This window comes from Methylobacterium sp. E-045 (genome assembly GCF_022829685.1).
Lineage (GTDB): Bacteria > Pseudomonadota > Alphaproteobacteria > Rhizobiales > Beijerinckiaceae > Methylobacterium.
In genome coordinates, this window is record NZ_JAKSYE010000087.1 from 43798 (window position 1) to 68328 (window position 24531).

At 69.0% G+C, this 24531-nt stretch carries 25 protein-coding genes and 1 pseudogene; 13 read left to right on the plus strand and 13 right to left on the minus strand.

Annotation, left to right across the window (positions count from 1 at the left end):
* Positions 1-93: 93 nt before the first annotated feature.
* Complete coding sequence (gene gloB, locus MKK51_RS17160) at positions 94-873, minus strand: hydroxyacylglutathione hydrolase (protein ID WP_243979035.1); 780 nt, start codon at positions 871-873, stop codon at positions 94-96.
* Between the two features lie 185 nt (positions 874-1058).
* On the opposite strand from gloB, the gene MKK51_RS17165 reads away from it, so the two are divergent.
* From MKK51_RS17165 to MKK51_RS17185, 5 genes are all read left to right on the plus strand, one after another.
* On the plus strand, positions 1059-1793 hold the full coding sequence (locus tag MKK51_RS17165; RefSeq protein WP_027171510.1) for a class I SAM-dependent methyltransferase: 735 nt from the start codon (positions 1059-1061) through the stop codon (positions 1791-1793).
* A 45-nt stretch (positions 1794-1838) separates the two neighbouring features.
* Positions 1839-2525 carry a MarC family protein gene (locus tag MKK51_RS17170; protein ID WP_243979036.1) on the plus strand — a complete coding sequence of 229 codons (687 nt, stop codon included), beginning with the start codon at positions 1839-1841 and terminating at the stop codon, positions 2523-2525.
* Positions 2526-2608: 83 nt separating this feature from the next.
* Positions 2609-3406, plus strand: a complete 798-nt coding sequence (dapB, locus tag MKK51_RS17175; protein WP_243979037.1) for a 4-hydroxy-tetrahydrodipicolinate reductase — start codon at positions 2609-2611, stop codon at positions 3404-3406.
* A 105-nt stretch (positions 3407-3511) separates the two neighbouring features.
* Complete coding sequence (locus MKK51_RS17180; RefSeq protein WP_243979038.1) at positions 3512-4150, plus strand: 2,3-bisphosphoglycerate-dependent phosphoglycerate mutase; 639 nt, start codon at positions 3512-3514, stop codon at positions 4148-4150.
* A gap of 275 nt (positions 4151-4425) precedes the next feature.
* On the plus strand, positions 4426-5397 hold the full coding sequence (locus MKK51_RS17185; RefSeq protein ID WP_243979039.1) for a hypothetical protein: 972 nt from the start codon (positions 4426-4428) through the stop codon (positions 5395-5397).
* Between the two features lie 64 nt (positions 5398-5461).
* Here the strand turns inward: MKK51_RS17185 and grpE are convergent, their stop codons facing one another.
* Together grpE and MKK51_RS17195 are read right to left on the minus strand one after the other, a co-directional pair.
* Positions 5462-6058 (minus strand): nucleotide exchange factor GrpE, encoded by a 597-nt coding sequence (gene grpE / locus MKK51_RS17190; protein ID WP_243979040.1) that lies wholly within the window; start codon positions 6056-6058, stop codon positions 5462-5464.
* Positions 6059-6305: 247 nt separating this feature from the next.
* Positions 6306-9095, minus strand: a complete 2790-nt coding sequence (locus MKK51_RS17195; protein WP_243979041.1) for a [protein-PII] uridylyltransferase — start codon at positions 9093-9095, stop codon at positions 6306-6308.
* A 182-nt stretch (positions 9096-9277) separates the two neighbouring features.
* Here MKK51_RS17195 and MKK51_RS17200 point away from each other — a divergent pair, with 182 nt between their 5' ends.
* The 4 genes from MKK51_RS17200 to MKK51_RS17215 all read left to right on the plus strand — a co-directional run bounded on the left by MKK51_RS17200 (position 9278) and on the right by MKK51_RS17215 (position 12498).
* Positions 9278-10252 (plus strand): aliphatic sulfonate ABC transporter substrate-binding protein, encoded by a 975-nt coding sequence (locus MKK51_RS17200; RefSeq protein ID WP_243979042.1) that lies wholly within the window; start codon positions 9278-9280, stop codon positions 10250-10252.
* Positions 10253-10345: 93 nt separating this feature from the next.
* Entirely contained in the window at positions 10346-11086 is a 741-nt protein-coding gene (locus tag MKK51_RS17205) for an ABC transporter permease (protein ID WP_243979054.1), read from the plus strand.
* 37 nt (positions 11087-11123) lie between these two features.
* Positions 11124-11897, plus strand: coding sequence for an ABC transporter ATP-binding protein (locus MKK51_RS17210; RefSeq protein WP_243979043.1), 774 nt, complete (start codon positions 11124-11126; stop codon positions 11895-11897).
* Between the two features lie 91 nt (positions 11898-11988).
* Positions 11989-12498 (plus strand): OsmC family protein, encoded by a 510-nt coding sequence (locus MKK51_RS17215; protein ID WP_056163792.1) that lies wholly within the window; start codon positions 11989-11991, stop codon positions 12496-12498.
* A gap of 120 nt (positions 12499-12618) precedes the next feature.
* Here MKK51_RS17215 and MKK51_RS17220 read toward each other — a convergent pair whose 3' ends face one another.
* The 4 genes from MKK51_RS17220 to MKK51_RS17235 all read right to left on the minus strand — a co-directional run bounded on the left by MKK51_RS17220 (position 12619) and on the right by MKK51_RS17235 (position 16061).
* Positions 12619-14112, minus strand: a complete 1494-nt coding sequence (locus MKK51_RS17220; protein WP_243979044.1) for a hypothetical protein — start codon at positions 14110-14112, stop codon at positions 12619-12621.
* Positions 14109-14534 carry a GtrA family protein gene (locus MKK51_RS17225; RefSeq protein ID WP_243979045.1) on the minus strand — a complete coding sequence of 142 codons (426 nt, stop codon included), beginning with the start codon at positions 14532-14534 and terminating at the stop codon, positions 14109-14111. The genes MKK51_RS17220 and MKK51_RS17225 overlap by 4 nt, the downstream gene beginning before the upstream one ends.
* 121 nt (positions 14535-14655) lie before the next feature.
* Complete coding sequence (gene gshB, locus MKK51_RS17230; RefSeq protein ID WP_027171498.1) at positions 14656-15606, minus strand: glutathione synthase; 951 nt, start codon at positions 15604-15606, stop codon at positions 14656-14658.
* Between the two features lie 164 nt (positions 15607-15770).
* On the minus strand, positions 15771-16061 hold the full coding sequence (locus MKK51_RS17235) for a hypothetical protein (RefSeq protein WP_243979046.1): 291 nt from the start codon (positions 16059-16061) through the stop codon (positions 15771-15773).
* 517 nt (positions 16062-16578) lie between these two features.
* Between MKK51_RS17235 and MKK51_RS17240 the strand changes: the two genes are divergently transcribed.
* The gene (locus tag MKK51_RS17240) at positions 16579-16824 is read left to right on the plus strand and encodes a hypothetical protein (RefSeq protein ID WP_243979047.1); all 246 of its coding nucleotides are present in this window, start codon (positions 16579-16581) and stop codon (positions 16822-16824) included.
* A 60-nt stretch (positions 16825-16884) separates the two neighbouring features.
* On the plus strand, positions 16885-17691 hold the full coding sequence (locus MKK51_RS17245) for a hypothetical protein (protein ID WP_243979048.1): 807 nt from the start codon (positions 16885-16887) through the stop codon (positions 17689-17691).
* Positions 17692-17727: 36 nt separating this feature from the next.
* Here MKK51_RS17245 and MKK51_RS17250 read toward each other — a convergent pair whose 3' ends face one another.
* From MKK51_RS17250 to MKK51_RS17260, 3 genes are all read right to left on the minus strand, one after another.
* Positions 17728-18330, minus strand: coding sequence for a hypothetical protein (locus MKK51_RS17250; protein WP_409565707.1), 603 nt, complete (start codon positions 18328-18330; stop codon positions 17728-17730).
* Entirely contained in the window at positions 18327-18974 is a 648-nt protein-coding gene (locus tag MKK51_RS17255) for a DUF1214 domain-containing protein (RefSeq protein WP_243979055.1), read from the minus strand. The genes MKK51_RS17250 and MKK51_RS17255 overlap by 4 nt, the downstream gene beginning before the upstream one ends.
* Positions 18975-19048: 74 nt before the next feature.
* Positions 19049-21277, minus strand: coding sequence for a transglycosylase domain-containing protein (locus MKK51_RS17260; RefSeq protein ID WP_243979050.1), 2229 nt, complete (start codon positions 21275-21277; stop codon positions 19049-19051).
* Between the two features lie 313 nt (positions 21278-21590).
* On the opposite strand from MKK51_RS17260, the gene MKK51_RS17265 reads away from it, so the two are divergent.
* On the plus strand, positions 21591-22112 hold the full coding sequence (locus MKK51_RS17265) for a YcgN family cysteine cluster protein (RefSeq protein ID WP_243979051.1): 522 nt from the start codon (positions 21591-21593) through the stop codon (positions 22110-22112).
* A gap of 135 nt (positions 22113-22247) precedes the next feature.
* Here MKK51_RS17265 and MKK51_RS17270 read toward each other — a convergent pair whose 3' ends face one another.
* The 3 genes from MKK51_RS17270 to MKK51_RS17280 all read right to left on the minus strand — a co-directional run bounded on the left by MKK51_RS17270 (position 22248) and on the right by MKK51_RS17280 (position 23982).
* Positions 22248-23024 (minus strand): creatininase family protein, encoded by a 777-nt coding sequence (locus MKK51_RS17270; protein ID WP_243979056.1) that lies wholly within the window; start codon positions 23022-23024, stop codon positions 22248-22250.
* Positions 23025-23111: 87 nt separating this feature from the next.
* Positions 23112-23552, minus strand: coding sequence for a CsbD family protein (locus MKK51_RS17275; RefSeq protein ID WP_243979052.1), 441 nt, complete (start codon positions 23550-23552; stop codon positions 23112-23114).
* A 217-nt stretch (positions 23553-23769) separates the two neighbouring features.
* Positions 23770-23982 carry a CsbD family protein gene (locus MKK51_RS17280; protein ID WP_018045822.1) on the minus strand — a complete coding sequence of 71 codons (213 nt, stop codon included), beginning with the start codon at positions 23980-23982 and terminating at the stop codon, positions 23770-23772.
* Between the two features lie 327 nt (positions 23983-24309).
* Here MKK51_RS17280 and MKK51_RS17285 point away from each other — a divergent pair.
* Positions 24310-24531: pseudogene (locus MKK51_RS17285) on the plus strand (oxalate/formate MFS antiporter); the annotation flags it as partial.

Below are 24531 nucleotides of genomic sequence, written 5' to 3' on the forward strand. Positions count from 1 at the left end.
GCCGGCGCTGATAAGGAGGGCGGGCCGTATCCGGAGTCGGCGTCGCCCCCGCTTGTCTCGCTGAGTCCGAGACAGCCAGAGGGCCATAGCTGGTCAGAAGCTGTTCTTCCAGGCCCTTAACGCAGTGAACACTACCTCTGCGGGTGAATTAGGCGAAAGATTCACTGCTTTAGCCAAGGAGGGCTCCGTGGAACGGAGGAATGGATTGGTCGCCCGCTCGTGTTTCATCGTCGTCGGGATGAGGAAGCGGCCCGCGGCCCGGGCCTCCTCCGCTTCCGCCACGCGATTCCTCAGCGGCTGATTGTCGGGATCTGCGGCCAGAGCGAAACGGGCGTTGGCGAGTACGTAATCGTGGCCGCTGAAGACCTGGGTGTCGTCGGGCAGGGGAAGAAACCGCTCCAGGGAGTGCCACAGGGATTCGGGCCGGCCTTCCACCACCCGTCCGCAACCGAGGGTGAACAGGGTGTCGCCGGCACAGACGAGTCCCGCCTGCGCGAACCAGTAGGTGACGTGGTCGAGGCAATGGCCCGGCGTCTCCCAGACCTCGGCTTCGAGGTCGCCGACGCGGACGAGATCTCCCTCGGCGACGGAGACGTCCACCTCCGGCACGTCCGGATCGGCCTTGCGCGGGGCGGTCACCCGGGCACCCGTGCGCCGCTTCACCTCCGGAATCCCCTCCACATGGTCGAGATGCCGATGGGTCACGAGGATGTCCGTGAGCGTCCAGCCCGTCTCCTCGAGGGCCTTCAGCACGGGAGCCGCTTCGGGCACGTCGATGGCGGCGCAGGCGCCCGTCGCGGGGTCGCGGATCAGCACGCCGATATTGTCGCTGCGGCAGAGGAAGGTGCGGATCTCGGGGCGGGAGACGGTCACGAGGCGTTCCTGTCTGTGGCGCGGGTCGATCGAGGCAGAACCGGACGCGGCGGCAGGGAGTTCCGCCATCCGCGGCGTGCCGGCTTGTGGGCGAGGGGTCTTGTCCCCATTGATCCGATTCCGCCCCTGCGTCAAAGAACCCTGCAACCTCGACAACGTCCGGCCGCGCCGGAGCAAGCCGCCCCATGCGCCTCGACGTGACCGATCTGCGCGCCTTCTATGCCAGCCCGCTGGGCGGCGTGACCCATCGCATCGTCGGGCGGGCGATCCACGGATTCCTCGGCTCGGTCTCGGGCCTGAGGGTTCTCGGCCTCGGCTATGCGACGCCCTATCTCGGGCCGGTCCACGTGATCGCCGAGCGCACCCTCGCCTTCATGCCGGCGACCCAGGGCGTCGTGAACTGGCCCGGCGGCGGACGATCCTGCTCGGCCCTCGCCGACCCGACCATGATGCCCCTGCCGGAAGCGGCGGTGGACAGGGTGATCCTGGTCCACGCCCTCGAATCGGTGGAGAGCCCCACCGAACTGCTCCAGGACGTCTGGCGCGTGCTGACGCCCGGCGGCCGGATGATCCTCGTCGTGCCCAATCGGCGCGGCGTCTGGGCCCGCCGCGATGCGACGCCCTTCGGCCACGGCCAGCCCTACAGCCGATCGCAGCTCGGCCGGCTGATGCGGACCACCCAGTTCTCGCCGGAAGGATGGGCCGAGGCCCTCTACATGCCTCCGGTGAACAGTCGGCTCTGGCTGAGGACGGCCGGCGCCTGGGAGAAGGTCGGCACCGGTCTCTCCCTCCCCTTCGCGGGCCTGCACGTCATCGACGCTACGAAGCAGCTCTATCGTCCGGTGGCGGTCCGTCAGGTGCAACGGGCCGCCCGCTTCGCTCCGGCGAGGGTCCTCGTTCCCACTCCTTCCCCGGGTTGAACCCGGGCCGCTCGTTCCGAAGTACTGTCCAAGGCCCTCGCATCCATGTTCAGCCTCATCGACCCCGAGGCGGCGCTCCACAGCTTCGTCTTCGCCTTCTCCAGCCTGTTCTCGATCGTCAATCCGGTGGGCTCGGCGCTGATCTTCTCGCAGATCACCGCGCAGAACTCGCATCCGGAGCGGGTGGAGATCGCCAAGCGCATCGGCTTCTATTCCGCGCTGATCATGCTCGCGGCCTTGTGGGCGGGGGCGCCGATCCTCAATTTCTTCGGGGTCTCCCTGGGCGCGCTGCGGATCGCCGGCGGGCTCGTGGTCGCGGCCTCCGCCTGGACCCTGCTCAGCGCACCCGAGGTCCGCGAGGCCCGGAAACACGCCGAGGCGACCCACGACACGAGCGACGGCGTCGCCGACGTGGCGTTCTTCCCCCTGACCCTGCCCTTCACCACCGGCCCCGGCACCATCGCCGTGGCGATCGCCCTGGGCTCGAACCGGCCGGCTGCCGGCCCCGACCGCATCGGCTTCTACCTCGGCATGTCCCTGGCGGCCCTCGCCATCGCGATCCTGGTGAGATTCACCTACGGCTCGGCCGACAGGGTGGTGACGGCCATCGGCCCGGTGGGAGCACGGGTGCTCGGCCGGCTCTTCGCCTTCCTGCTGCTGTGCATCGGCACCCAGATCACCGTGAACGGCGTAGGCGACGTGCTCGGACCGATCCTCGCCGCCGGACGCTGACCTCTCGCCCCCCTCCTCGTCGCCTTGGCATCGGCCGGCCGAGGCTGTACCGCAGGCGCGACGTTTCGAGGAAGGGCGACAGGATGCGGCTCGCAGTGGTCGGCGCCGAGGGGCGCATGGGGCGGATGCTGATCCGGGCGGTAGCGGAGGCCGAGGGATGCACCCTGAGCGGCGCCGTCGAGCGTGAAGGCTCGCCGGCCCTCGGCCAGGATGCGGGGGCGCTCGCCGGCCTGCCGCCCCTCGGCGTCACCGTCACCGACGATCCCCTCACCGTCTTCGCCGCCACCGACGGCGTCCTCGACTTCACCGCCCCGGCTGCCACGACCTTTTTCGCCGAACTCGCCGCCCAGGCCCGCATCGTCCACGTCGTCGGCACCACCGGCCTCGCCGAGGCGGACATCGCCAAGCTCGCCGCGGCGGCGCACCATGCCCGCATCGTGCGCTCGGGCAACATGTCGCTCGGCGTGAACCTGCTCGCCGGGCTGGTGCGCAAGGTCGCCGCCGCGCTCGGCGAGGAGTTCGACATCGAGATCGTCGAGATGCATCACCGCATGAAGGTGGACGCGCCCTCCGGCACGGCGCTCCTCCTCGGAGAGGCGGCGGCGGAGGGGCGCGGCGTCAGCCTCGCCGAGACCCGCGTCTCCACCCGCGACGGCCATACCGGAGCGCGCCGCCCCGGCGATATCGGCTTTGCCACCCTGCGCGGCGGTACGGTGGTGGGCGACCACAGCGTCACCTTCGCCGGACCGGGCGAACGCATCACCATCAGCCATCACGCCGAGGATCGCGCGATCTTCGCCCGTGGCGCCGTGAGGGCGGCGTTGTGGGCCTATGAGAAGCCGCCCGGCCTCTACGGCATGGCCGACGTCCTCGGCCTCTGATACCAGCGACCGGTCATCGACTGTTCAGGTTGGCCGGTACACCAGCCCCGCAGGCGCAGATTCTGTTGCGTCGCACCATTCACCGAGAAATAGGATGGACGTCCGATGGAGCGCCTGCTCGTCCTCGCTCGCCACGGCCAGAGCGAATGGAACCTCAAGAAGCTTTTCACCGGCTGGCGCGATCCGCAACTCACCGAGCTTGGCATCACCGAGGCCAGGACCGCCGGCCGCTGGCTCAAGCAGCAGGGTTACGCCTTCGATGTGGCCTTCACCTCCAACCTGCAGCGGGCGCAGCATACCTGCACGCTGATCCTGGAGGAGATGGGACAGGCCGGCATCGAGACGATCCGGTCCGAGGCGCTGAACGAGCGTGATTACGGCGATCTGTCGGGTCTCAACAAGGACGATGCCCGCGAGCGCTGGGGCGACGCCCAGGTTCACCAGTGGCGCCGGTCCTACGACATTCCGCCCCCCGGCGGGGAGAGTCTGAAGGACACCGCGGCGCGCGTGCTGCCCTATTACATCCAGACCATCCTGCCGCGCGTCATGGCGGGCGAGCGCGTCCTGGTGGCCGCCCACGGCAATTCCCTGCGGGCGCTGGTGATGGTGCTCGACGGGATGACCACGAAGACCATCGCGAGTCTCGAGATCGCCACCGGCATCCCCCTGGTCTACCAGCTCAAGGCCGACACCACGGTGGAGAGCAAGGCCGTGCTCGAGCGGGACATCGACCACGACGCCTGACGGCGTATCGCGGCGGACACCACCCCTCCGCCGGTCGAAAGCCGCTGTCCGCGACGGGCGGCCCGCCGGACGGGCTAGGCCGGGCGGTGCGGCGCCACGGGCTTCGCCGCCGCGCCCCGGGGCGCTTGACAGGGGAGAGGTGTGGGCCGACCCATCGTCGAGCGAGCCTTCGACACGAAGGCCGCGCGAGGCCTTCGCCTTGACCGGTGTCGTCTCGCGTCCGAACACCTGCCCCGGAGCCACGATCATCGGCTCCGACCCGGAGAACCCATCCGATGCGTCTGCGCAACCTCGTCCGTCCGGTCGCGGCACTGGCCCTGATCGCCGGGCTTTCGTCAGGCGCCGTCTCCGTGGCCCGGGCCGCCGACGCGATCTTTCCGCCGAGTTCGCGCTTCGGCTTCACGCCGGCCTCGGACATGGCGCTGTCCAAGCGCTTCTCCGGTTTCGAGCGGCTGGAAGGCGGCGCGACCCTCTCCATCGTCGAGCTGCCGTCGACGGCCTTCGTCGACCTGGAGAAGAGCTTCACCGACGAGAACCTGCGCACGCAGGGGTTCGCCGTCGCGACGCGGGAAGCCATCAAGGTCGCAGGCGACGTGGATGCCGTGCTCTTCACCGGGGAGCAGCCGGCGCCGGAGGGGGCCGCCACCCCGGCGATCAAGAAATGGCTCCTCCTCGTCGGCGACACCACGGTCACGGGCATCATCATCGCCCAGACGGTGCCCGATGCCGAGACGCCGGAAACCATGCGAAGCATGCTGACCAGCGTGAAGATTCGGCCGGAACTGACCCTGGACGAGCAGGTCGCCGCCCTCCCCTTCCGCATCCGCGACTCGGCCGGGTTCCGGCCCGTCCGGGTGCTCGCGGGCAATTCGGTCCTGATGACGCAAGGCCCGAAGGACCAGATGCTGAATCTCGAACAGCCGATCCTGGTCCTCGCCCAGGCCGTCCAGCAGCCGCCCCAGCCGGAGCAGCGCGATGCCTTCGCCCGCGCCGCCCTCTATTCGAACCAGACGATGAAGGATTTCGCGGTGGAGCGGTCGCAGACCTACCGTCAGAACGGCGTCGACTGGCACGAGATCGTCGCCCGCGCGGTCGACGGCCCTTCGAACACGCCGGTGGTGGTGTCCCAGACCATCCGCTTCGCGCCGGACGGCTACCTCCGCGCCCTCGGCGTGGTGCGGGCCGACCAGCGCAGCGCCATGCTGTCCCAGTTCCGCGCGGTCATCGACAGCGTCGAGGTGAAGTAGCGGCCCCGCCGCCTCGTCGCGGACGCGTCATCCGGGACGAGGCCCATGGTTCGGGCGGGATGCCTCAGGCGGCATCCGCGGGATTGGTCGCCGCCTTGGGGCCGCCCTTGGCGACACCCACGAGGGCCGGGCGCAGGACGCGGTCACCGATGACGTAGCCTGACTGCATCACCTGCACCACCGTCCCGTTCGGCACCTCGGCATTGGGGACTTCGAACATCGCCTGGTGGCGGTTGGGATCGAAGCGCTGGCCCTGGGGCTCGATCAGCTTCACCCCGTGCCGCTCCAGGGTCTTGGCGAGATCGCGCTCCGTGAGCTCGATCCCGTCGATCAGAGCCTTGAGCGGTCCCTCGGCGGTGGAGGCGGCCTCCGCCGGCACGCTCTCCAGGGCACGGCGGATGTTGTCGGCCGCGTTCAGCATGTCGCGCGCGAAATTCGTCACCGCATAGGTCCGCGCATCGGCGACCTCGCGCTCGGTGCGCCGGCGCAGGTTCTCCATCTCGGCCAAGGTGCGGAGGACGCGGTCCTTCAGCTCGTCCCGCTCTGTGATCAGGCTCGCCAAGGCGACGGCATTGTCCTCCGCGCGCGCCTCGGGCTTCACGTCGGTCTCCGTCGCCGTCTCGGCGCGCTGCCCGTCATGCTCCATGTCGTTCGCCATCATCGCTCTTCGTCGATCGCAAGGTTGCTCGCCCCGCGCCCGTCGCCGGTCTCGTTCGTCGGAGACCGTCGGCACGCGGTCGATGGGAATGGGGTCGGTCCACGGCGCCGAGAACCCGCTCGACGGGGTTCGGCACCATGCTCCGGGATCGCAGCTGATATCAGACGCGCACGGGATGAAATCAAGCCGAGCGCCGTCCCGCCCCTCTTCTCCGCTTCAGCCCCCCGCGAGATTCAGGCTTGCAGGGGGCTCAGGCTTCCCGCGGGGGCGGGGACTCCACGAGGGCTTCCAGCCCCTCCGCCCTCAGGGCGGCGACATCGCTGGCGAAGATCTCCATCACCGCGTTGCGGATCGCGGCCTGCCGGTCGGGCTGGGTGACGCGGGTCCCGGTGAGGTCGGTGACGTAGAACACGTCCACCGCCCGCTCGCCGAAGGTCGCCACATGGGCCGACGTGATGTTGAGGCTGAGGCGCCCGAGGGCGGTGGTCAGCTCGTAGAGCAGACCCGGCCGGTCGAGGCCGGTGATCTCCACCACGGTCTCCCGGCTCGACAGGGCGTTGTCGATCGCCATGTCCGGAGGGATCAGGAAGGTGTTGGAGCGGTTGCTCGGCGGGTGCCGGTTCGCCACGAGGTCGGCGATGCGGATCTCGCCCCTGAGCGCCCGCTCGATCGCCGTGGTGATGCGCTTGGCGCGGCGCAATTCGTCGTCGTCCCGCTCGAAGGCGCGGGAGATGAAGATCGAGTCGAGGGCAAAGCCGTCGGTGGTGGTGAAGATCTGCGCGTCGACGATGTTGCCGCCCAAGGCCGCGCACGCCCCGGTGACGATGGCGAGAAGGCGCGGGTGGTCGGGCGAGTAGATCGTGATCTCGGTCACGCCGCGGGTCGGATCGGTCTCGTAGACGGTGGCGACGGTGCGCCCGTCCTCCATGACGCCGCGCACGAACCCCGCATTCTTGAACTGGCGGACGGCATCGACCTTCAGCCAGTAGGCCTGGTTATGCCGGGCGGAATAGGCGTCGAAGAAGGCCGGATCCCAATCCGCCAACTGCTCTCGCAGGCCCATCTGGATGAGGCGGACCCGGTCGGTCCGGGCGATCTCGGAATGGCCGCCGGAGAGGAGCACCTCGGTCTCGTCGTAGAGGGTGCGCAACAGCGTCCCCTTCCAGGCCGTCCACACGCCCGGCCCCACCGCCTTGATGTCCGCCACCGTGAGGATCATCAGGAGCTTCAGCCGCTCCATGGTCTGAACCACGGAGGCGAACTTCTGGATCGTCTTCGGGTCGGAGAGATCGCGGCTCTGCGCCGTCATCGACATCAGCAGGTGATGCTCGACCAGCCAGGCCACGATCTCGGTCTCGGCCTGGGTGAGGCCGAAGCGCGGGCCGATCTTCTCGGCGATGGCCGCCCCGGCGATGGAATGGTCTTCCGGGCGCCCCTTGGCGATGTCGTGCAGGAGCACCGCGACGTAGAGGGCGCGCCGGTGGCTGATCGTGTCGATGAGCCGCGTGGCGATGGGATGGTCCTCGGAGGCCTGGCCGGAATCGATGGCCGCCAGGACGCCGATCGAGCGCAGCAGGTGCTCGTCCACCGTGTAATGGTGGTACATGTTGAACTGCATCAGCGCGACGATGCGGCCGAAATCCGGGATGAACCGGCCGAGCACGCCCGCCTCGTTCATCAGCCGGAGGATCGTCTCCGGCGAGTTCTTCGACGTCAGCACGTCGAGGAAGAGGGTGTTGGCCTCCGTATCGGACCGGAGGGAATGTCCGATGAGGCGCAGCGAGCGGGTGGCGACCCGGGTCGCATCCGGATGGATCGGCAGGTTGTGGCGGTCGGCGAGCCAGAACAGCCGGATCAGGTTCACGGGATCCCGCGAGAACGCATCCGCCGTGCGCAGGTTGATCCGGCCGTGATCGTCGATGAAGTCCTCCGCCTCGATGGCGGTGGCGCGGAAGCGATCGCGAAAACGGCCGATCCAGCGGTCGAGGACCGGGGTGCGCTTGGCATGGCGCGCTTCGAGGGCGGCGCAGACGATGGCGGTGAGATCGCCCACTTCCTTCGCGATCAGGAAATAGGCCTTCATAAAGCGCTCGACGCCCGACAGGCCGCCGCGCGGCTCGTAGCCGAAGCGCTCGGCGATCCTCGGCTGCAGCCCGAAGGACAGGCGCTCCTCGGACCGGCCGGTGACGAAATGCATGTGGCAGCGGACGCGCCAGAGCAGCTCCTCGCAGCGCTCGAACACCCGGTACTCCTCGGGCGTGAATAGGCCGGCGGGGACGAGTTCGCTCTGGTCGCGGACGCGGTAGGTGTATTTCGCGATCCAGAACAGGGTGTTGAGGTCGCGCAGCCCGCCTTTCCCGTCCTTGACGTTGGGCTCGACGAGGTAGCGCGAGGCGCCCGCCTTCGAGACGCGGGTATCGCGCTCGCGCAGCTTGGCCTCGACGAATTCCGGCGCCGTCCACATGACGAGTTCGATATCGAACCGGGTCACCAGTTCCTCGAACAGGGCCCTCGCCCCGAAGAGGTAGCGCGCCTCGAGGAGGGAGGTGCGGATCGTCATGTCGGCGCGCCCCTCCCGCAGGCACTCCTCCACCGAGCGCGTTGCGTGGCCGACCTTCAGCTTGAGGTCCCACAAGACGTAGAGCATCGCCTCGACGACGCTCTCGGACCAGGCGGTCTGCTTGTAGGGCAGCAGGAACAGGAGATCGATGTCCGATCCCGGCGCCATGGTCCCGCGCCCGTAGCCGCCGGTGGCCACCACGGCGAGCTGTTCGCCGGTGGAGGGATTGTCGTTGGGGTAGAGCCGCCACACCACCGCATCGTGGATCGTGCGGATCACCGCATCGGTGAGGTTGCTGATCCGTTGAGCGCAGGCGGTGCCGTCGCGCTCCTCCATCAACCGGGCTTCGGCATCGGCATGGCCGAGCTCGATGATGCGACGGAGCTCCGGGACGAGAAGCGCGCGCAGCTGCGTCGCCTCGCGCACGTCGCGGTCGAGAGTGGTGAGGACCGTTTTGAGGGCGGCGCCAGCGTCGAACATGCGCAAACCCGTTATCATGTTCCCAGAGGGACACCAGAGACAACGCTAGGCAGGTGCGTAGATGTGATAGGCAATCCGTAGGATGCCGTTCTCTGTGCCGGAAAAATCGTTTGACGAAACGAACGGTCCTGGCTACCTCGGATGCCCCGCGTCACTGCCGGGACCATGGAGACGATTGACCGATGACTCTGTCCCGTCGCGCCATCCTGAGTGCCATCTGCGGCGCCGCGTCGCTTCTACTGATGCCGCGCCCCGGTGAGGCGGCGGACGTCAAGGAGATCCGCCTCGATTGGGCGACCTACAACCCGGTGAGCCTGATCCTCAAGGACAAGGGCTTCCTGGAGGAGGCCCTGAAGGGGAAGGGCATCACGGTCCGCTGGACCCAGTCCCTGGGCTCCAACAAGGCGCTCGAATTCCTCAATGGCGGCGCCATCGATGTCGGATCGTCGGCCGGGGCCGCGGCCCTGCTTGCCCGGATCAACGGCAACCCGATCAAGGCGGTCTACGTCTTCTCGCGGCCGGAATGGACGGCGCTGGTCACCCGCAAGGACAGCGGCATCACCAAGCCCGCCGACCTCAAGGGCAAGCGCATCGCGGTGACCCGCGGCACCGACCCGCACATCTTCCTGATCCGCGCGCTCCAGGGCGCCGGCCTCACCGAGAAGGACGCCAAGCTCGTCCTGCTCCAGCACGCCGACGGTCGCACCGCCCTCGACCGGGGCGACGTCGATGCCTGGGCCGGCCTCGACCCGATGATGGCGGCCTCCGAAATCGAGAACGACGACGTGCTGTTCTACCGGGACGCCGCCGCCAACACCTGGGGGGTCCTCGACGTGCGCGAGGATTTCGCGAAGGCCAACCCGGATCTCGTGCGCACCGTGATCGCCGCCTACGAGACCGCCCGGACCTACGCGATCGAGAATCCCGACGCCCTGAAGAACGCCCTCGTCGCCGTGACGAAGCTGCCCGAACCGGTGATCGCCCGGCAGATCGAGCGCACCGACCTGACCCAGCCCGCCATCGGCAAGGCCCAGGCCGAATCGATCGGCGCCGCCGGGATCGCCCTGCAGCAGGCCGGGGTGATCCCCGCCGGTACCGACGTGAAGGCGGCGGTGGACGGGCTGATCGATCCGCAATACGCGCCCGCCGCCCGCTGAGCCGTGGCCGACCCCGAAGCGGACGATGCCAAGGCGGCGTCGAAACCTCGGCGAGAGACGGTATGGGACCGGGGCGGCCGCGTCGCCCTCGGCCTGATCCTGCCCCTCGCCCTGGTGATCGGCTGGGAATCCGCCGTCCATACGGGCCTCGCCCAGGGGCGGCTGATGCCGCCGCCGAGCCGGATCGCGGTGACTCTCTACGATCTCGCCGCCTCCGGCGACCTCTGGATGCACGTTCAGGCGACGCTGCTGCGCGTCGCCCTCGGTTTCGCCTTCGGCGCGGTGGCCGGCATCGCGGCGGGCGCCCTCACCGGGGCGCTTCCCACCGCCCGCCATATCCTCGATCCGACGCTTCAGGCGTTGCGGGCCGTGCCGTCGCTGGCCTGGGTTCCGCTGTTCATCCTCTGGCTCGGCATCCTCGAGACGCCGAAGGTGACGCTGATCGCGGTGGGGGTGTTCTTCCCGGTCTATATCGGCGTGGCGGGGGCCATCGCCTCCGTGGACCGGAAGCTGATCGAGGTCGGCCGCATCTTCCGGCTGTCGACCCTGCAGCTCGCCCGACGCATCCTGCTTCCCGCCGTCCTGCCGGCGACCCTCACCGCCCTCCGCACCGGCCTCGGCCTCGGCTTCCTGTTCGTGGTCGCCGCCGAACTGATGGGCGCCTCGGAGGGGCTCGGCTATCTCCTCATCGACGGGCAGCAATTCAGCAAGGCCGACCAGATCCTCGCCGCGATCATCGCTTTCGCGGTCCTGGGCAAGCTCGCCGATACCGTCCTCGTCGCCGTGACCCGGCCTCTCACGCGCTGGCAGGACACGGCGCGGGAGACGTTGTAGGCCCTCCCCCCGGTTCGAAGAAGGCTGGCGCCTCGCGATGCTCACCCTCGATAGCCTGTCCAAGACCTATTCCGACGGCACGCGGGCGCTGGAGCGCATCGACCTCGCTGTACCTCAGGGCGAGATCGTGGCGCTCATCGGCGGCTCGGGCTGCGGCAAGACCACGTTGCTGCGGCTCGTCGCCGGGCTCGACCGGGCGAGCGAGGGCAGCATCGTCCTCGACGGGGAGACGATCGCAGAGCCGCATCCGGGCGTCGGCCTCGTCTTCCAGGAACCGCGCCTGCTGCCCTGGCTCGATGTCGCCGACAATGTGGGCTTCGGACTGAGCCATCTCGCCAAGGCCGAGCGCAGGGCCCGCGTCGCCCATGCCCTGGAGAGGGTGGGGCTCGCCGAGCATGCCCGCCGCTGGCCGAGGGAACTGTCGGGCGGGCAGCAGCAGCGCGTGTCCATCGCCCGTGCCTTCGTGGCCGACCCGCGCGTGCTCCTCCTCGACGAGCCGTTCTCGGCGCTGGACGCCTTCACCCGCAAGGATCTGCACAGCCACCTGCTCGCCCTCTGGCAGGAGACGAAGCCGACGATCCTCATCGTCACCCACGATGTTGGGGAGGCAGTGGCGCTGGCCGACCGGGCGGTGGTGATGCGCCCCAAGCCCGGCCGCCTCGACGATGCGATCCCCCTGGCCCTGGCCCGGCCGCGCGATCCGGCCTCCCCCCACAGCGAGGCCGCCACCCGCCGCATCCTCGCCGCGCTGGACCGCTCGCTCAAGCCCGCCCAGGCGGCGGCGCCCACCGAGGCGGCGCAATGGTGGTGAGACCGTCCCTGGCGTCCGGGCGCATCCCAGGTTAGACGCCGAGGCAAAGACCGAGACGACAATCGCACCAAGACGATCGAGGACACACCCGATGGACGCCACCACCCTGCGCTCGCTCCAGGCCCCGCTGAAGGACCAGTACCGCAGCGCCCCCGAATCGGCCGTCATCACCCTGAAGGCCAAGGGCACCCTCGACGACAGCTCCATCGCCTGCAAGGTCGAGACCGGGCGGGCGCTCGCCGTCGCCGGTCTGCACCCCGCCACCGGCGGGTCGGGCCTCGAACTCTGCTCGGGCGACATGCTGCTCGAGGCGCTGGTCGCCTGTGCCGGCGTCACCATCAAGGCCGTGGCGACGGCCCTCGAGATCGAGCTGCGCGCCGGCACCGTCTCCGCCGAAGGCGACCTCGACTTCCGCGGCACCCTGGGCGTCGACAAGGAAGCGCCCGTCGGCTTTCGCGCGATCCGCCTGAACTTCGCCCTCGATACCGATGCGCCGCAGGAGAAGCTCGACCAGCTCCTCAAGCTGACCGAGCGCTATTGCGTCGTGTTCCAGACCCTGAACCACAAGCCGGAACTGGCGGTCCACGCCTCGAAGGGCTGAGGGGCGCCGTCCGGGCGCGGATGGAGCGGCGCGGGACGCCGCGAAAACGCGATGGCCGGTGCCGGCCATCGAGCCGCCGGGTGGCGGCCGGCATCCGCTTCGGTCACGGACGTCCGGGCTCTACGGCGCCGCGGGCGCGCCACCCGCATCGTAATAGACCGCCGCCGTCTCGTCCTCGTGGAGGAGGCGCCAGCCCTCCAGGCGGCGCAGCTGATCGGCGCTTCGCCCCTCCCTCCGCACGAGGGCCCAGGTGACGCGGTAACGCGCCAGCAGGGCGGCGAAGCGGTCGGGCTCCGAGGCGGCGAGCGCCCGGTCGAGGCCGTTCATGAAGCCGCCGAGGAAGAGCTGATCGCTGCGTCCGTCGATGAAGGTCGGGACGCCGGAGCGGATCAGGAATCCGCCGAAATCGTAGTCGTTGTAGACCGGGCCAGTGAGCCCCCGTTCGCGCGCCGCGTCCGATGCGGCCTGAGGCGTCATCGCCTCGCTCGGACGCGGCGAGACCAGGGCCGCCGTCGCGATCACCGCGACGGCACAGGCCAGGAGGGCGAGGCCGAGCCCCCGCGAGGCGGCGATGGCCGGACTGCCACGCAGCGCCGGGACACGCACCATGGCAGGCCCCGCCACGAGGATCGGCGCGGCCAGGACGAACAGGTCCGCGAACCGCGCGTGGCGGATCATCATCACCCCGAGGAGCGTAACCACGCCGAGGCGGAACAGGGTTCTTCGGGGGGCTGTCAACAGCACCCCGATGCTGCCGATGAGCATCGCGACGGCAATGATGCCCGCGCCGTTCAGCCCGAGGGGCTGCCATTCGTCGATGAAGGGCAGGGATTCCCCGCTGCTGAACAGGCCAAGATTCACGAGGAACGGCACGTAGCCATAGGGCGTCAGGCAGGACGCGGCCGTGGCGAGGGCGAGGAAGCGGGCCCATCGCGAAGCCCTGCCGATCCATTCGGAGCGGGGGCCGGAGAGCACGCCCTCCCCCGCGAGGATGCCGGCGATGACGAGGCCGATCGGGTAGCTGCCGTGCAGATTGGCCCAGGCCACCATCACCGGGAGGAGCCAGAACGACGGTGCCCTCCCCCGCTCCAGCGCCGCCACGAGGCCCGTCATCCAGACCAGGAGAACCGGCACCGTGACGATGTGCGGGCGTGCGAGCAGATGCGGAGCGAGGACCACGAAGACGGCCGTCACGGTCATCAGGGCCGCCGTGGCGGACACACGCCGCTGCAGCCAGAGGTGCAGGCCGGCGAGGGAGCCGGCAACGACCAGGATGGTGAGCATGCAGACGCCCCACCAGCCGGCGAGCGCGTAGGCCCCGTAGAACAGCACCTGCGAGGCCCATTCCTTCGCGATCCAGGGTGAACCGGCGAAGGTGTGGGAGAACAGGTCGGTCCAGGGCACTGTGCCATGAGCGACGATCCAGCGGCCGATCGCCATGTGCCACTGGCTGTCCGGATCGTTGAGGAGCTGGCCGGCGCGGAGGGACAGCGTGAGGACCACGACCAGGAAGACGAGGATCGAGGCGGCTTCCCGCGACCACGGCGCGACCGCCCGCGATGCCGCACCGGACGGCGGCGTGGAAACCCGGGGGTAGGCCGGATCGGATCTCATCCCGTATGCCCCACCCGGTGCCGGGAACCCGGCGGCCCCTCGGAAAAGATGTGCCGGCTCAGGACCACGTAATTCACGGCCGGAATCCCGATGCAGACGGAGAGGATCGAGAGCCAGGGCGGTCCTTCGAAGAGCCCGCCGACGATGGCGGGGATCGCCGCGGCCGCGGCGTAGCCCGCGATCGTCAGGCAGCAAAACCGCAACGCCGCGCGAGGGGCCGGCTGCCGGTCGCCGAAGGTCAGCCAGCGATGACCGGCATAGGACCAGAGCGAGGCGAGGCCATAGGAGAGCGGCGAGGCCAGGACGATTGGAAGCCCGGCGATCGTCGTCCCCGCCAGGCTCAGGCCGGCATAGAGCAGGGTCGCGATGCCGCCGACGAGAACCATCCGGGCGAGCCGGATCGACAGGGCGCGGCCACTCACCGGCCGGTGCCGGAGATCCAGCCGGAAGACAGGCTTTGCGTGACGGACTGCATCGACGGGGCCGGGAGTTGAGACCAGCCCCGAGCGTTAGGCGAGCGCGCTTAAAGGCGGCTTAATCCTGTCAGGCCGAGGCGGAGAGCCGCCCTTCGATCGCATCCCAGACCGAGACCGCGAGGTCGGGTCCACCGAGCCGCTTGATGGCGCGGATGCCCGTGGGAGAGGTCACATTGATCTCGGTGAGGTTGCCGTCGATCACGTCGATGCCCACGAGGATGAGGCCGCGCCGACGGAGCTCCGGCCCGATCGTGGCGCAGATTTCCCGCTCGCGCTCGGTGAGGTCGGAGGCCGAGGCGGCTCCCCCGCGCACCATGTTGGAGCGGATGTCGTTGAGCGCCGGGACGCGGTTGATGGCGCCCAGCGGCTCGCCGTCCACCAGGATGATGCGCTTGTCGCCCTCGGTGATCTTCGGCAGGAAGCGCTGGACCACCCAGGGCTCGCGGAACGTCACCGAGAACAGGTCGAACATCGAGCCGAAATTGGCGTCCTCCGGCAACACCCGGAACACCGCCGCGCCGCCATGCCCGTGCAGGGGCTTCATGACGATGGCGCCGTGCTCGGCCCGGAACGCCTCGATCTCCGCCTTGTCGCGGGTGATCAGGGTCGGTGGCATGAGCTGCGGAAAATCGAGGACGAACAGCTTCTCGGGCGCGTTGCGCACCTCAGCCGGGTTGTTCACCACCAGGGTCCGCGGATGGATCCGCTCGAGCATATGGGTCGCGGTGATGTAGGCCATGTCGAAGGGCGGGTCCTGGCGCATCAGGACCACATCCACATCGGCGAGGTCGACACGCTCCACGGCGCCGAGGGTCGCATGTGCGCCCTCCACGTCCTGGACCCGGAGGGGCTCGACCCGCGCCGTCACCACCTGCCCCTGCATGGAGAGCCGGTCGGGTGTATAGAACAGGAGGTCGTGCCCCCGCGCCTGCGCTTCCAGGAGCAGGGCGAAGGTGGTGTCACCGGCGATCCTGATCGCCTGGATCGGGTCCATCTGAACCGCGACGGTCAGGGCCATGGCGCACGAGCCTCTTTCACGTTCGAGCACGGTCGAAGGTCGGGGAAGACCTCCCTCGTCGTCGACCAGAGCCGCAGGCCTATTCGATGGCCTGGCTTCCGTCGACCGGCTTCTTGCAGGGCCTTGCCTTCAACGAGACTTACCCTTCCACAAGGCTTGCCGTTCTAGCGGGACTTGCCGCCGGTGCGACGGTCGTAATCCCCGATGGCGTTGCGGCATTCGGCCGAGAGGCGGGGACGGTTGCGCTCCATGCACTTCTCGGCCTCGTTGCTGTTGGGATCGACACCGGCACAGAGGCGGAAATAGTCGTTGGCGCAGCCGAGCTGCAGGCCCTGGTCTTCACGCTGGGCCTGGGCCGGGCCGGCCGCCAGGAGAAGGAGCGCAAAAGGCGCGGCTTTCAGAGCCACGGACAGGCCCTTCGAGGGGCTGGAGGATCGTGTGGTCGCCACGCGCATTCTGCGTTGTCCTTCGCTCGGATCGGGATGTGGCGGCATATCGGGCGCAGCCATGGCTTAGCAAGCGCGCGGGACACCATCCCGGTTCCGGCCATTCATGGTCGGGCAGATGGGCGGAACCCTGTGCGTGTCGCCCCGGTCACAGTTTCTTGACCCTGTCGATAAAAAGGCCCCGCTCATTGAGGGAGCGGGGCCGAGTGCAAGGGAGGAAACGCCCGCCATGGGCGACAGATGTCGAAGCAAGTTGCAAGCCAGACCGGATCTCGGGGGCTTGCCTCCAGCTGGCGTCGCGGTTGCGGTGAAATTGCCACGCGGATGTGATCCCTGCCCCCCTCTCCCCGGTTCTCTCCCGTGATTCGATGGAGGGCGGAAACTTTTCGTTAACCACCCCGTGATGATCTCCGCTCTGCATCACGATGGATTGAGCACTCGACGGGGCCCGGCTCCGAGAGGGTTCGAGAGGACGTTTCCGACGGGTTCGGGTGGTGCGGATCGAGGATCGATGGGATCGCCGGCGATGACACCTGACCCCAAGTCCCAGAGTGCCAAAACACACCCCGCCGAAGCATCGGCCGGTCAGGGGGACCGTTCGCTGCCGATGACCGGTGTCGTGGCGTTCCGCCTGGCTACCGGCCGCCGATTCCGCCGGGACGACGAGACCGACGGGACCCCACGCGGCGAGATCCTGCTGTTCACCGGCGTCCGCTACGAGCGCATGCCCGAACCGGCGATGCCCGCTCCCCGCCAGCGCCGGCGCTCCTGAGACCCCGCGCCTCCGGTCACCGTCAGGCCCGGGCAGGCACCGTCACCCCGAGGAAGCGCGATGCCGGCGTCCGATTCCGTCAGCCACACCGGGCGCCTGATCCGGACCGCATCCGCCATCGCGATGCTGCTGATGGGCGGCTGCGCCCAGAAGGGCGATTTCGGCCGTCCCGCCCCGAGCGCCTGGAACAGCCTGGTGGTGACCACCGGCACCGTGGCCGCGCATTACCGCAACGAGCCGGCCTCGTATTTTCCCCTCACCGACGACGAGCGCACCCTGCGTGACCGGGCCTGGCGCTTCCTGATGCCGGCCGCCGAGAGCGAGACCTTCACCGACGCCCTGGCCAACCTCACCCGCACCCGCGTGCTGCCCCCGAGCTGGCGCGACGACGACGTCGCCAGCTACCACGCGGCCCTGATCGCGGAGCCCTTCCGCTCGCCCGTCTCGCGCTATCGCCGCGTGTCGGACGACATCACCGCGGATGCGCGCCTGATCCCGCTTTTCGCGGCCACGGCGGCGCGGGTGGCGAATGCCGATACCCTCCGCCTGCGCAGCCTGCCCTTCGTAAAGAGCCTCGACGACGAGAGCATCCGGCAGGCCGCCATGCGGGTGGCCGAGAACCGTTGCCTCGTGGCCTGGGTCCGGCTGGAGACGGGGGTCCGGTCGGAACGCTACCGCTACGCCCTGCAGCATCTCCTCGTCGAAGTTCCCTCCGTCGAGGCCGTGTCGGTCGAGCGCAGCCTCGCGGCCCTCGACGGACGCCGGGTGATGCTCGACCCGCTGCTTCCGGCGGCGGCCGAGGCGCGCTGCGGATTGGTGGCGGCCCCGGAGGCCGAGGCCGCCCGACCCATCGTCGCGAAATACTGATCGGGCCGCCCGTCCGGAAAGGGCGCGGGTCGGCCATCAGCCCCCGGATTTCGCAGCGTCCTCGGTGGGGCTGTCGATGGTGCAGGAGACGGCCTGGACCGCCTCGTTCGCCGCCTGCCGCTGGCTCGGAAGGGCCGCGACCACGCGCACCACCACGAAGCCCTCCCGCTCGGTGGCGACGATGCGCACGTCGCGGCTCACGTCGTTCTCGTCCTCGTTGGCCAGGGCCTCGTCGTACTGGGCGCGGGTGAGGATCACGAGGTCGAGGGCGCCGCGCACCGCCGCCTGGTCGGTGACGGCATAGAAGGCCCCCCGCCGCCCATGGACGGCCAGGGACAGCATCAGCGCGCCGGTCCGGGCCGAGACCCGCATGGGACCGTCGGCGAGGTTGTAGGCGCAGATGCCCACGGCGACGGAGGGATCGGGGATCGGCAGCCACGCCTCGGTGGGCGCCGGGTTGATGCCGGTGGAGAGCGTATAGACCGGCATCGCGTGGTCCAGCGTCTCGCTGGTGCGCGCCTTCGACAAGGCGTCGGATTCCGACAGGCTCGGGATCGCCAGCACGACGGCGATATGGACCAGCCCCGCCAGGACGAGGCCGGCGAGAGTCGCGAGGAGGAAACGCCCGGTCGGGTTCATTCCGCGCATTCCGTGCGGGAGATCGTCGGAACAGCGGACCGTTCCACCGTGCCGGCACTGGCCGCCACCGGCGTATCGTAGAGACGCAGCGCTAGTCGCACCGGCCCGGTTGCCCGCGGCATGGGCAGCCAGTTGCCGGGCTGGACGTCCGAGGCGAGGACGATGGAGAAGCGCCCGTCGGCGTCGCGCAGCACCTCCGTCGAGGTGAAGCCCTCGCGCAGCACCGGCCGCTCGGGGTCGCGCTTGCCGCGCCCGGCGACGGTGAGGGTCCAGGCTCTGGCCGGAGGCGTCGCGCCGGCGATCACATAGGTGCAGCCGGCAGTGAGGGTGCGGCCCTGGTTGTCCTGGGAGGCGGTGAGAAGCAGCCCCTCTCCCACCGCCAGGGGAATCTCCCCGCGACGGGCATTCACCGCGCGAGCATAGGGATCGGCGCCGAGGGAGCCCGTGCGCGGCCAGGCGATCCAGCTCCCCACCGAAACGCCGCCGAACGGATAGCCGCCCCGCGTGGCGTAATCCGCCGTCGCTAGGCCAAGACCGGCGCCGAGGGCGAGCGTGTAGAAGACGAGACCGACGTGGGAGGTCCGGCGCAGGACGGCACGAAAGGCGCGGCCTCCCCGGCCGGCGACGCCCGCGATGTCCGGCATCGCGCCGGACCGGGCAGGGTGATCTGTGGTGCTCATGCGGCGGCTGACATCCTGGGGCCGTGTGGACACCGTCGCTACGGGATGCCGATGCGGCCGCCGACCGGGCGGGCGCCATCGGCGACGGCGCCCGTGGTGTCCCCCGCGGCGGCGCGGGCGCCGGCGGGCGTTCCCGCCTCCACGGTGCGGAACAGGCCGTTCATGCTGCCGATGACCTCGAACGAGCGCCGCGAGAGCTTGCCGGCCGCGCTGGCGGCGGCGTTGGGCGGCGCGGACGGCCCGGCCTGCGCCATCGGACGCGCGTTCTCCTTCAGGCCCGGCATCGGCTTCAACTCGATGCCCTGGTGGGCCGTTTCCATCACGTCGTGCCAGGCCATGGCGGGGAGCGAGCCGCCGGTCATCTTGTTGGTGGAGGTGGAATCGTCGTTGCCGAACCAGACGGCGCCCACGAAATTGCCGGTATAGGCCACGAACCAGGCATCCTTGTAGGCATTGGTCGTGCCGGACTTACCCGCGACCTTGATGCCGTCGAGCTGCGCGCGGCGGCCGGTCCCCTCCTCCACCACCTTGTTCAACATGAAGTTCATGTCGGCCACGACCTGGGGGGAGAGGATCTGCTCGGGCTTTTCGTCGGCATGGCGGTAGATCACCTCGCCCGACGAGTTCTTCACCTCCATCGCCGCGTAGGGCTTGGCTTTGCGGCCGCCATTGGCGAACACCGCATAGGACGCCGCCTGATCGATGACGTTCACCTCCGCCGAGCCGATGGGCAGGGAGACGGAATCGGTGAGCGGGGTGGTGATGCCCATGCGATGGGCCATGTCGATGATCTTGGCGCGCCCCGCCTTGGCGGCGGGAAAATCGCCCTTGATGCCGATGGCCTTGCCCAGGGCGATCGAGATCTGGATCGGGATCGTGTTGATGGATTTCGCCACCGCCACGGTGAGGTTGGTGGCGCCGGAGAACGAGCGGCCGTAATTCTGCGGGCACCAGTTGCCCAGGCAGATCGGCCGGTCCACGACCCGGGTATCCGGCCGGTAGAGGCCGGCGGCGAGGCCCGCCGCATAGACGTAGGGTTTGAACGAGGAGCCCGGCTGGCGCAGGGAATCCGTGGCCCGGTTGAACTGGCTCTCGCCGTAATCCGCCCCGCCGACCATGGCACGCAGGGCCCCGTCCGGATCGAGGATGACCATGGCGGCCTCGTCCACGTCGTACTGGTCGCCGTACTGGCGCAGGATGTTCTCCACCGCCTGGTCGGCGCGCTTCTGGATGCCGATGTCGAGGGGGGTCTTCACGATCAGCACGCGGTCGCCGCGGAGCTTGCCGGCATCCGCCATGCCCTTGATCTCGCCGAAGGCCCAGTCGAGGTAGTAATCGGCGGTGATGTCGCGGGTGCGGGTCACCGGCGTCGCCGGGTTGCGCAACGCCGTCTGGATCTGGCCTTCGGTGACGAAGCCGGCCTCCACCATGTTGTGGAGCACGTCCACGGCGCGGGCGCGGGCCGCCGGCAGGTTCACATGCGGCGCGTATTTCGTCGGTGCCTTGAACAGGCCGGCCAGCATCGCGGCCTCGGCGAGGCTCACGTCCTTCAGGGGCTTGCCGAAATAATAATCGGCCGCGGCCACCGCGCCGAAGGTGCCGCCGCCCATATAGGCGCGGTCGAGATAGAGCTTGAGAATCTCGTTCTTGCTGAGATGGCTCTCGAGCCAGAGCGCCAGGAACGCCTCGTTGACCTTGCGCTCCAGGGAGCGCTCGTTGGTGAGGAACAGGTTCTTGGCGAGCTGCTGGGTGATCGATGAGCCGCCCTGCGTGTTGCCGCCGCCCCGCGAGTTCGAGACCAGGGCGCGCGCCGTGCCGATCGGATCGATGCCCCAATGCTCGTAGAAGCGCCGGTCCTCGGTGGAGACCAGGGCCTTGATCATGCTGTCGGGGAAGTCGTCGAGCTTGAGCGAATCGTCGTGCTTGATCCCGCGCCGTCCCACCTCGACGCCGTAGCGGTCGAGGAAGGTGACGGCGAGATCCTGCTGCTTCAGCCAATTGTCGCTGGTGAGGTTGAAGGCGGGCTGCGCGAGGGCCAGCATCAGCACGGCACCGCCGGTGCCGAGCGTCACCCCCTCGCTGGTGAGATCGAGGGCGACGCGCTTCCAGCCGCGCACCGAGAAGACCTGCATGCGCTGCTGGAAGCGCTCGTAGATCTCGGCGGTGGAGCGGCCACTGTCGTACAGGCTCGCATTCACCCAGGCGTCGAAGCCGAGGGCGGCGCGTTTCAGGCGCGTCAGGATCGAGGTGGCTTTGGGCAGGCGCACGACGTGTTCTCTGTCCCTCACCGCACGGCCGGCACCGATCGCCGATGCCGCCGGTCAAGCACTACCAAGCTCCGCGCATCTTCGCGAGGCCCGGCAATCCATATCGGCCGCCCTTTCGCAGGGCGCGGCGCGGACGGCTCCCCACCATAATGCGCCCGGCGGCGAAAACGTCGCGGCCCGGATAAGAATAACCCTTCCTCAACCCTGACCCGGGATTGGGGCGCGGAGGTGGCGCGGCTTGCCGATCACGCCCACATGCGTCAAGGAGCCTGCGCGCTCCGCCCTCTCATGTCGAACCCCGAAGGTGCTCCCGATGAGGGACCGCACATCCGCCCTCCTTGCTCAGGACCCATCGGCCCGTCGGGCCACGAGCCCGTTCTGGCGGGAGAAGACCCTCGACGAGATGTCGTCGGCCGAATGGGAGAGCCTGTGCGACGGCTGCGGCCGGTGCTGCCTGCTCAAGCTCGAGGATGACGATACCGGCGAGGTCTACCATACCGATGTCGGCTGCACCCTCCTAGACGGGCTCACCTGCAACTGTCGCGACTACGTCAACCGCCAGAGACGGGTACCCGATTGCGTCCGCCTGACGCCGGAGGCGGTCCGGACCATCCCCTGGCTGCCGCCGACCTGCGCCTATCGCCTCGTGCGCGACGGTCAGGATCTCTATCCGTGGCACCCCCTCGTCTCCGGCCGTCAGGCCAGCGTCCACGAAGCCGGCATCTCGGTGCGCGGCCGGATCTCGGGCAACGAGGAGGAGTTCACCACCGACGAACTCCTCGACCAGATCGTCACCTGGCCCGGCCGCACCCCGGAGACCGAAGACGAGGATTGATACAAGGCCTCGATGAGCCCCACTCGTCGAGGTCTGCCCGCGTGACTGCGCGGCGGCATTCGTCCGTCGGACCTCAGTGACCCTCACCAAGGGATCAGGGTCACTGAGACTTGGTACAGGCGCCGCGAGAACGTCTCACGGATCGAGGCGGAAGCGGTTCACGTCGTGCAGGAGGTCAAGGAAGGCTCGCGCACCGTGGTCGAGGGCCGCGAGGCCGGCCTCGTGGGTGCCGAGCGTCGCGTTGCCGATGGCGCCCGAGGGGTGAAGGTCCTGCGCCTTCCAGGCGAAGGCCGCCGGCCGGCCGGCGCGCAGACGGGCGAAGTCGCGCTCCATCGCCACCGAGCGGGGCTCGAAATCGGCGACGGCTTGGCTCCGCACCGCATCGGGCTTCAGTGCCAGCATCAGCGCGGTCTCGACGGCGCCGGCATGGATGCCGTGCCTGATCTCGTCCTCGGGAAACAGACCCGGCGGATAGCCGAACCGGCTCCAGGCCGTGGTGACTGCGAGCATCCCGAGGCTGCGCAGGTCGCTCGCCACGAGATCGATCAGGCCGCTGTTGCCGCCATGGGAGGTGACGATGACGAGTTTGCCGCATCCGGCACGATGGAGGCTGCGGCCGATCTCGCTCCAGGCGCGCAGGGCCGTCTCGGCCGTCAGGGTCAGCGTGCCGGGGAAGGCGTCGTGCTCATCCGACTTGCCGATGCTCTGGACCGGCAGGACCAGGATATCGAGGTCGCCCGCATCGAGATCGGCCAGCCGGGCGAGATAGCCTTCGGCGATGGTGACGTCGGTGGAAAGCGGGAGATGCGGCCCATGCTGCTCCACCGCCGCCACGGGGAGGACGGCGATGGAGCGGCCGATGACGGAGGCGATCTCCCCGGTTGTGAGATCGAACCAGTTCCGCACCGCCATGGCCGCCATGCCCCTCGCGGCCCCATGCCGCGAGGGGCATGTCTATGCCGGATGGGCCCTCACACAAAGGCCCCTCCGAGGCTCGGCTCAGCGGCGCGAGGGGCGCAGGAGCCATCCGAGGCCGAAGGCCGCGGCCGCCACGATGGCGAGCGTAACAGCCTTATTCTCTTCGGCACGGGCGGCGACGGCTCGCCCTTGCCGCACGGCCTCACCCCGGTAATGGCGACCGCGGCGCTGGGCCTCGTCGGCCAGGGCATAACCACGGTCGGCGATGGCATGGCCGCGCTGTTGCGCCTCGTCGGCCAGAGCATGGGCGCGGGCGCTCGCCTCGTCGATGAAGCGTTCGCCGTCGCGGCGTAGCTCATTCACCGTGTCGCGGGCGTCTCCATAGGCGTACTGGGCCGCACCGGCGGCCTGGTCGTAGGCGCCCTCCACCTGCCGGCGCGCACGGCCGGTCACCGCGCCCAGCGCCGTCTTGCCCCGCCCCTGCAGATTGCGGACGCCGCCGTCGAAATGATCTCTATTCATGAATCTATCTCCCATTCGCGAGGGGAAGACGGGCGGAGACCTCGATCCGCCCTGTCGGAGCATCGCCCGGGGCACGCGCCCACGACGATGGTCGAAGCGATTGGTCGTCGTCGCGTTTCGAGGAGGGAGCCGCCCGCCTTCCGTCGCGCCATGCGCGGACTTCAGGAGGCGATCGAGGGGACGTGCACCGCCCCCCGCGACGGCTCCGACCGGACCGTCAGATCTTCTTGACGGCGTCGGCGGCGCTCTGAGCCGCGCCCTTGATCCCGTCCTTGGCATCACCCACGGTCTTCTGAGCCTCGCCCTTCAGCTCCTGCGCCTTGCCTTCGGCCTGCAGCTTCTCGTTGCCCGTGACAGAGCCGACGCCCTGCTTGATGTTGCCGACGGCTTCGTTGGCGAGACCCTTGATCTTGTCGGTGGTGCTGCTCATCAAAATGGTCCTCATCATCGGTCGGGGAGGCCGGGACGCGGCATGCGTCGGGCACCGCGAAGTCGGAAGCCGAACGACGACGAATGTCGAAATGTTCCGCGCAGCCCCGATCGACGGTGCGATTCCATACGGTGACGGCCGGCCTGTGCTGCGGCTCAGCACCGGGAGAAAGAAAGCTCATAGAAACAAGCATTTGAATTTTTTATACACGCGATCCAAATTTTTTGTTTCCACGTGGATGCGGCCTTCCCAGCAAAGTTTCTTGAATTCAAAATATTCCCGTCTAGAACTCGGCAAACAACAGACGAGACACCGAGGAAGACGGTCATGACCGTTCGCGCCGCCACCCCGGGTTCGGGCGGGACCACCCAGCCGACCCTGGATACGGCGTCCGCGCCGCCGTTCGGGCGTTGGGGTCAGCTGGTGATCGGCGTGATCTGCATGGTGATGATCGCCAACCTGCAATACGGCTGGACGTTCTTCGTCCCCGACATCCAGAAGAAGTTCGGCTTCGACCGGGCGGCGATCCAATGGGCCTTCACCCTGTTC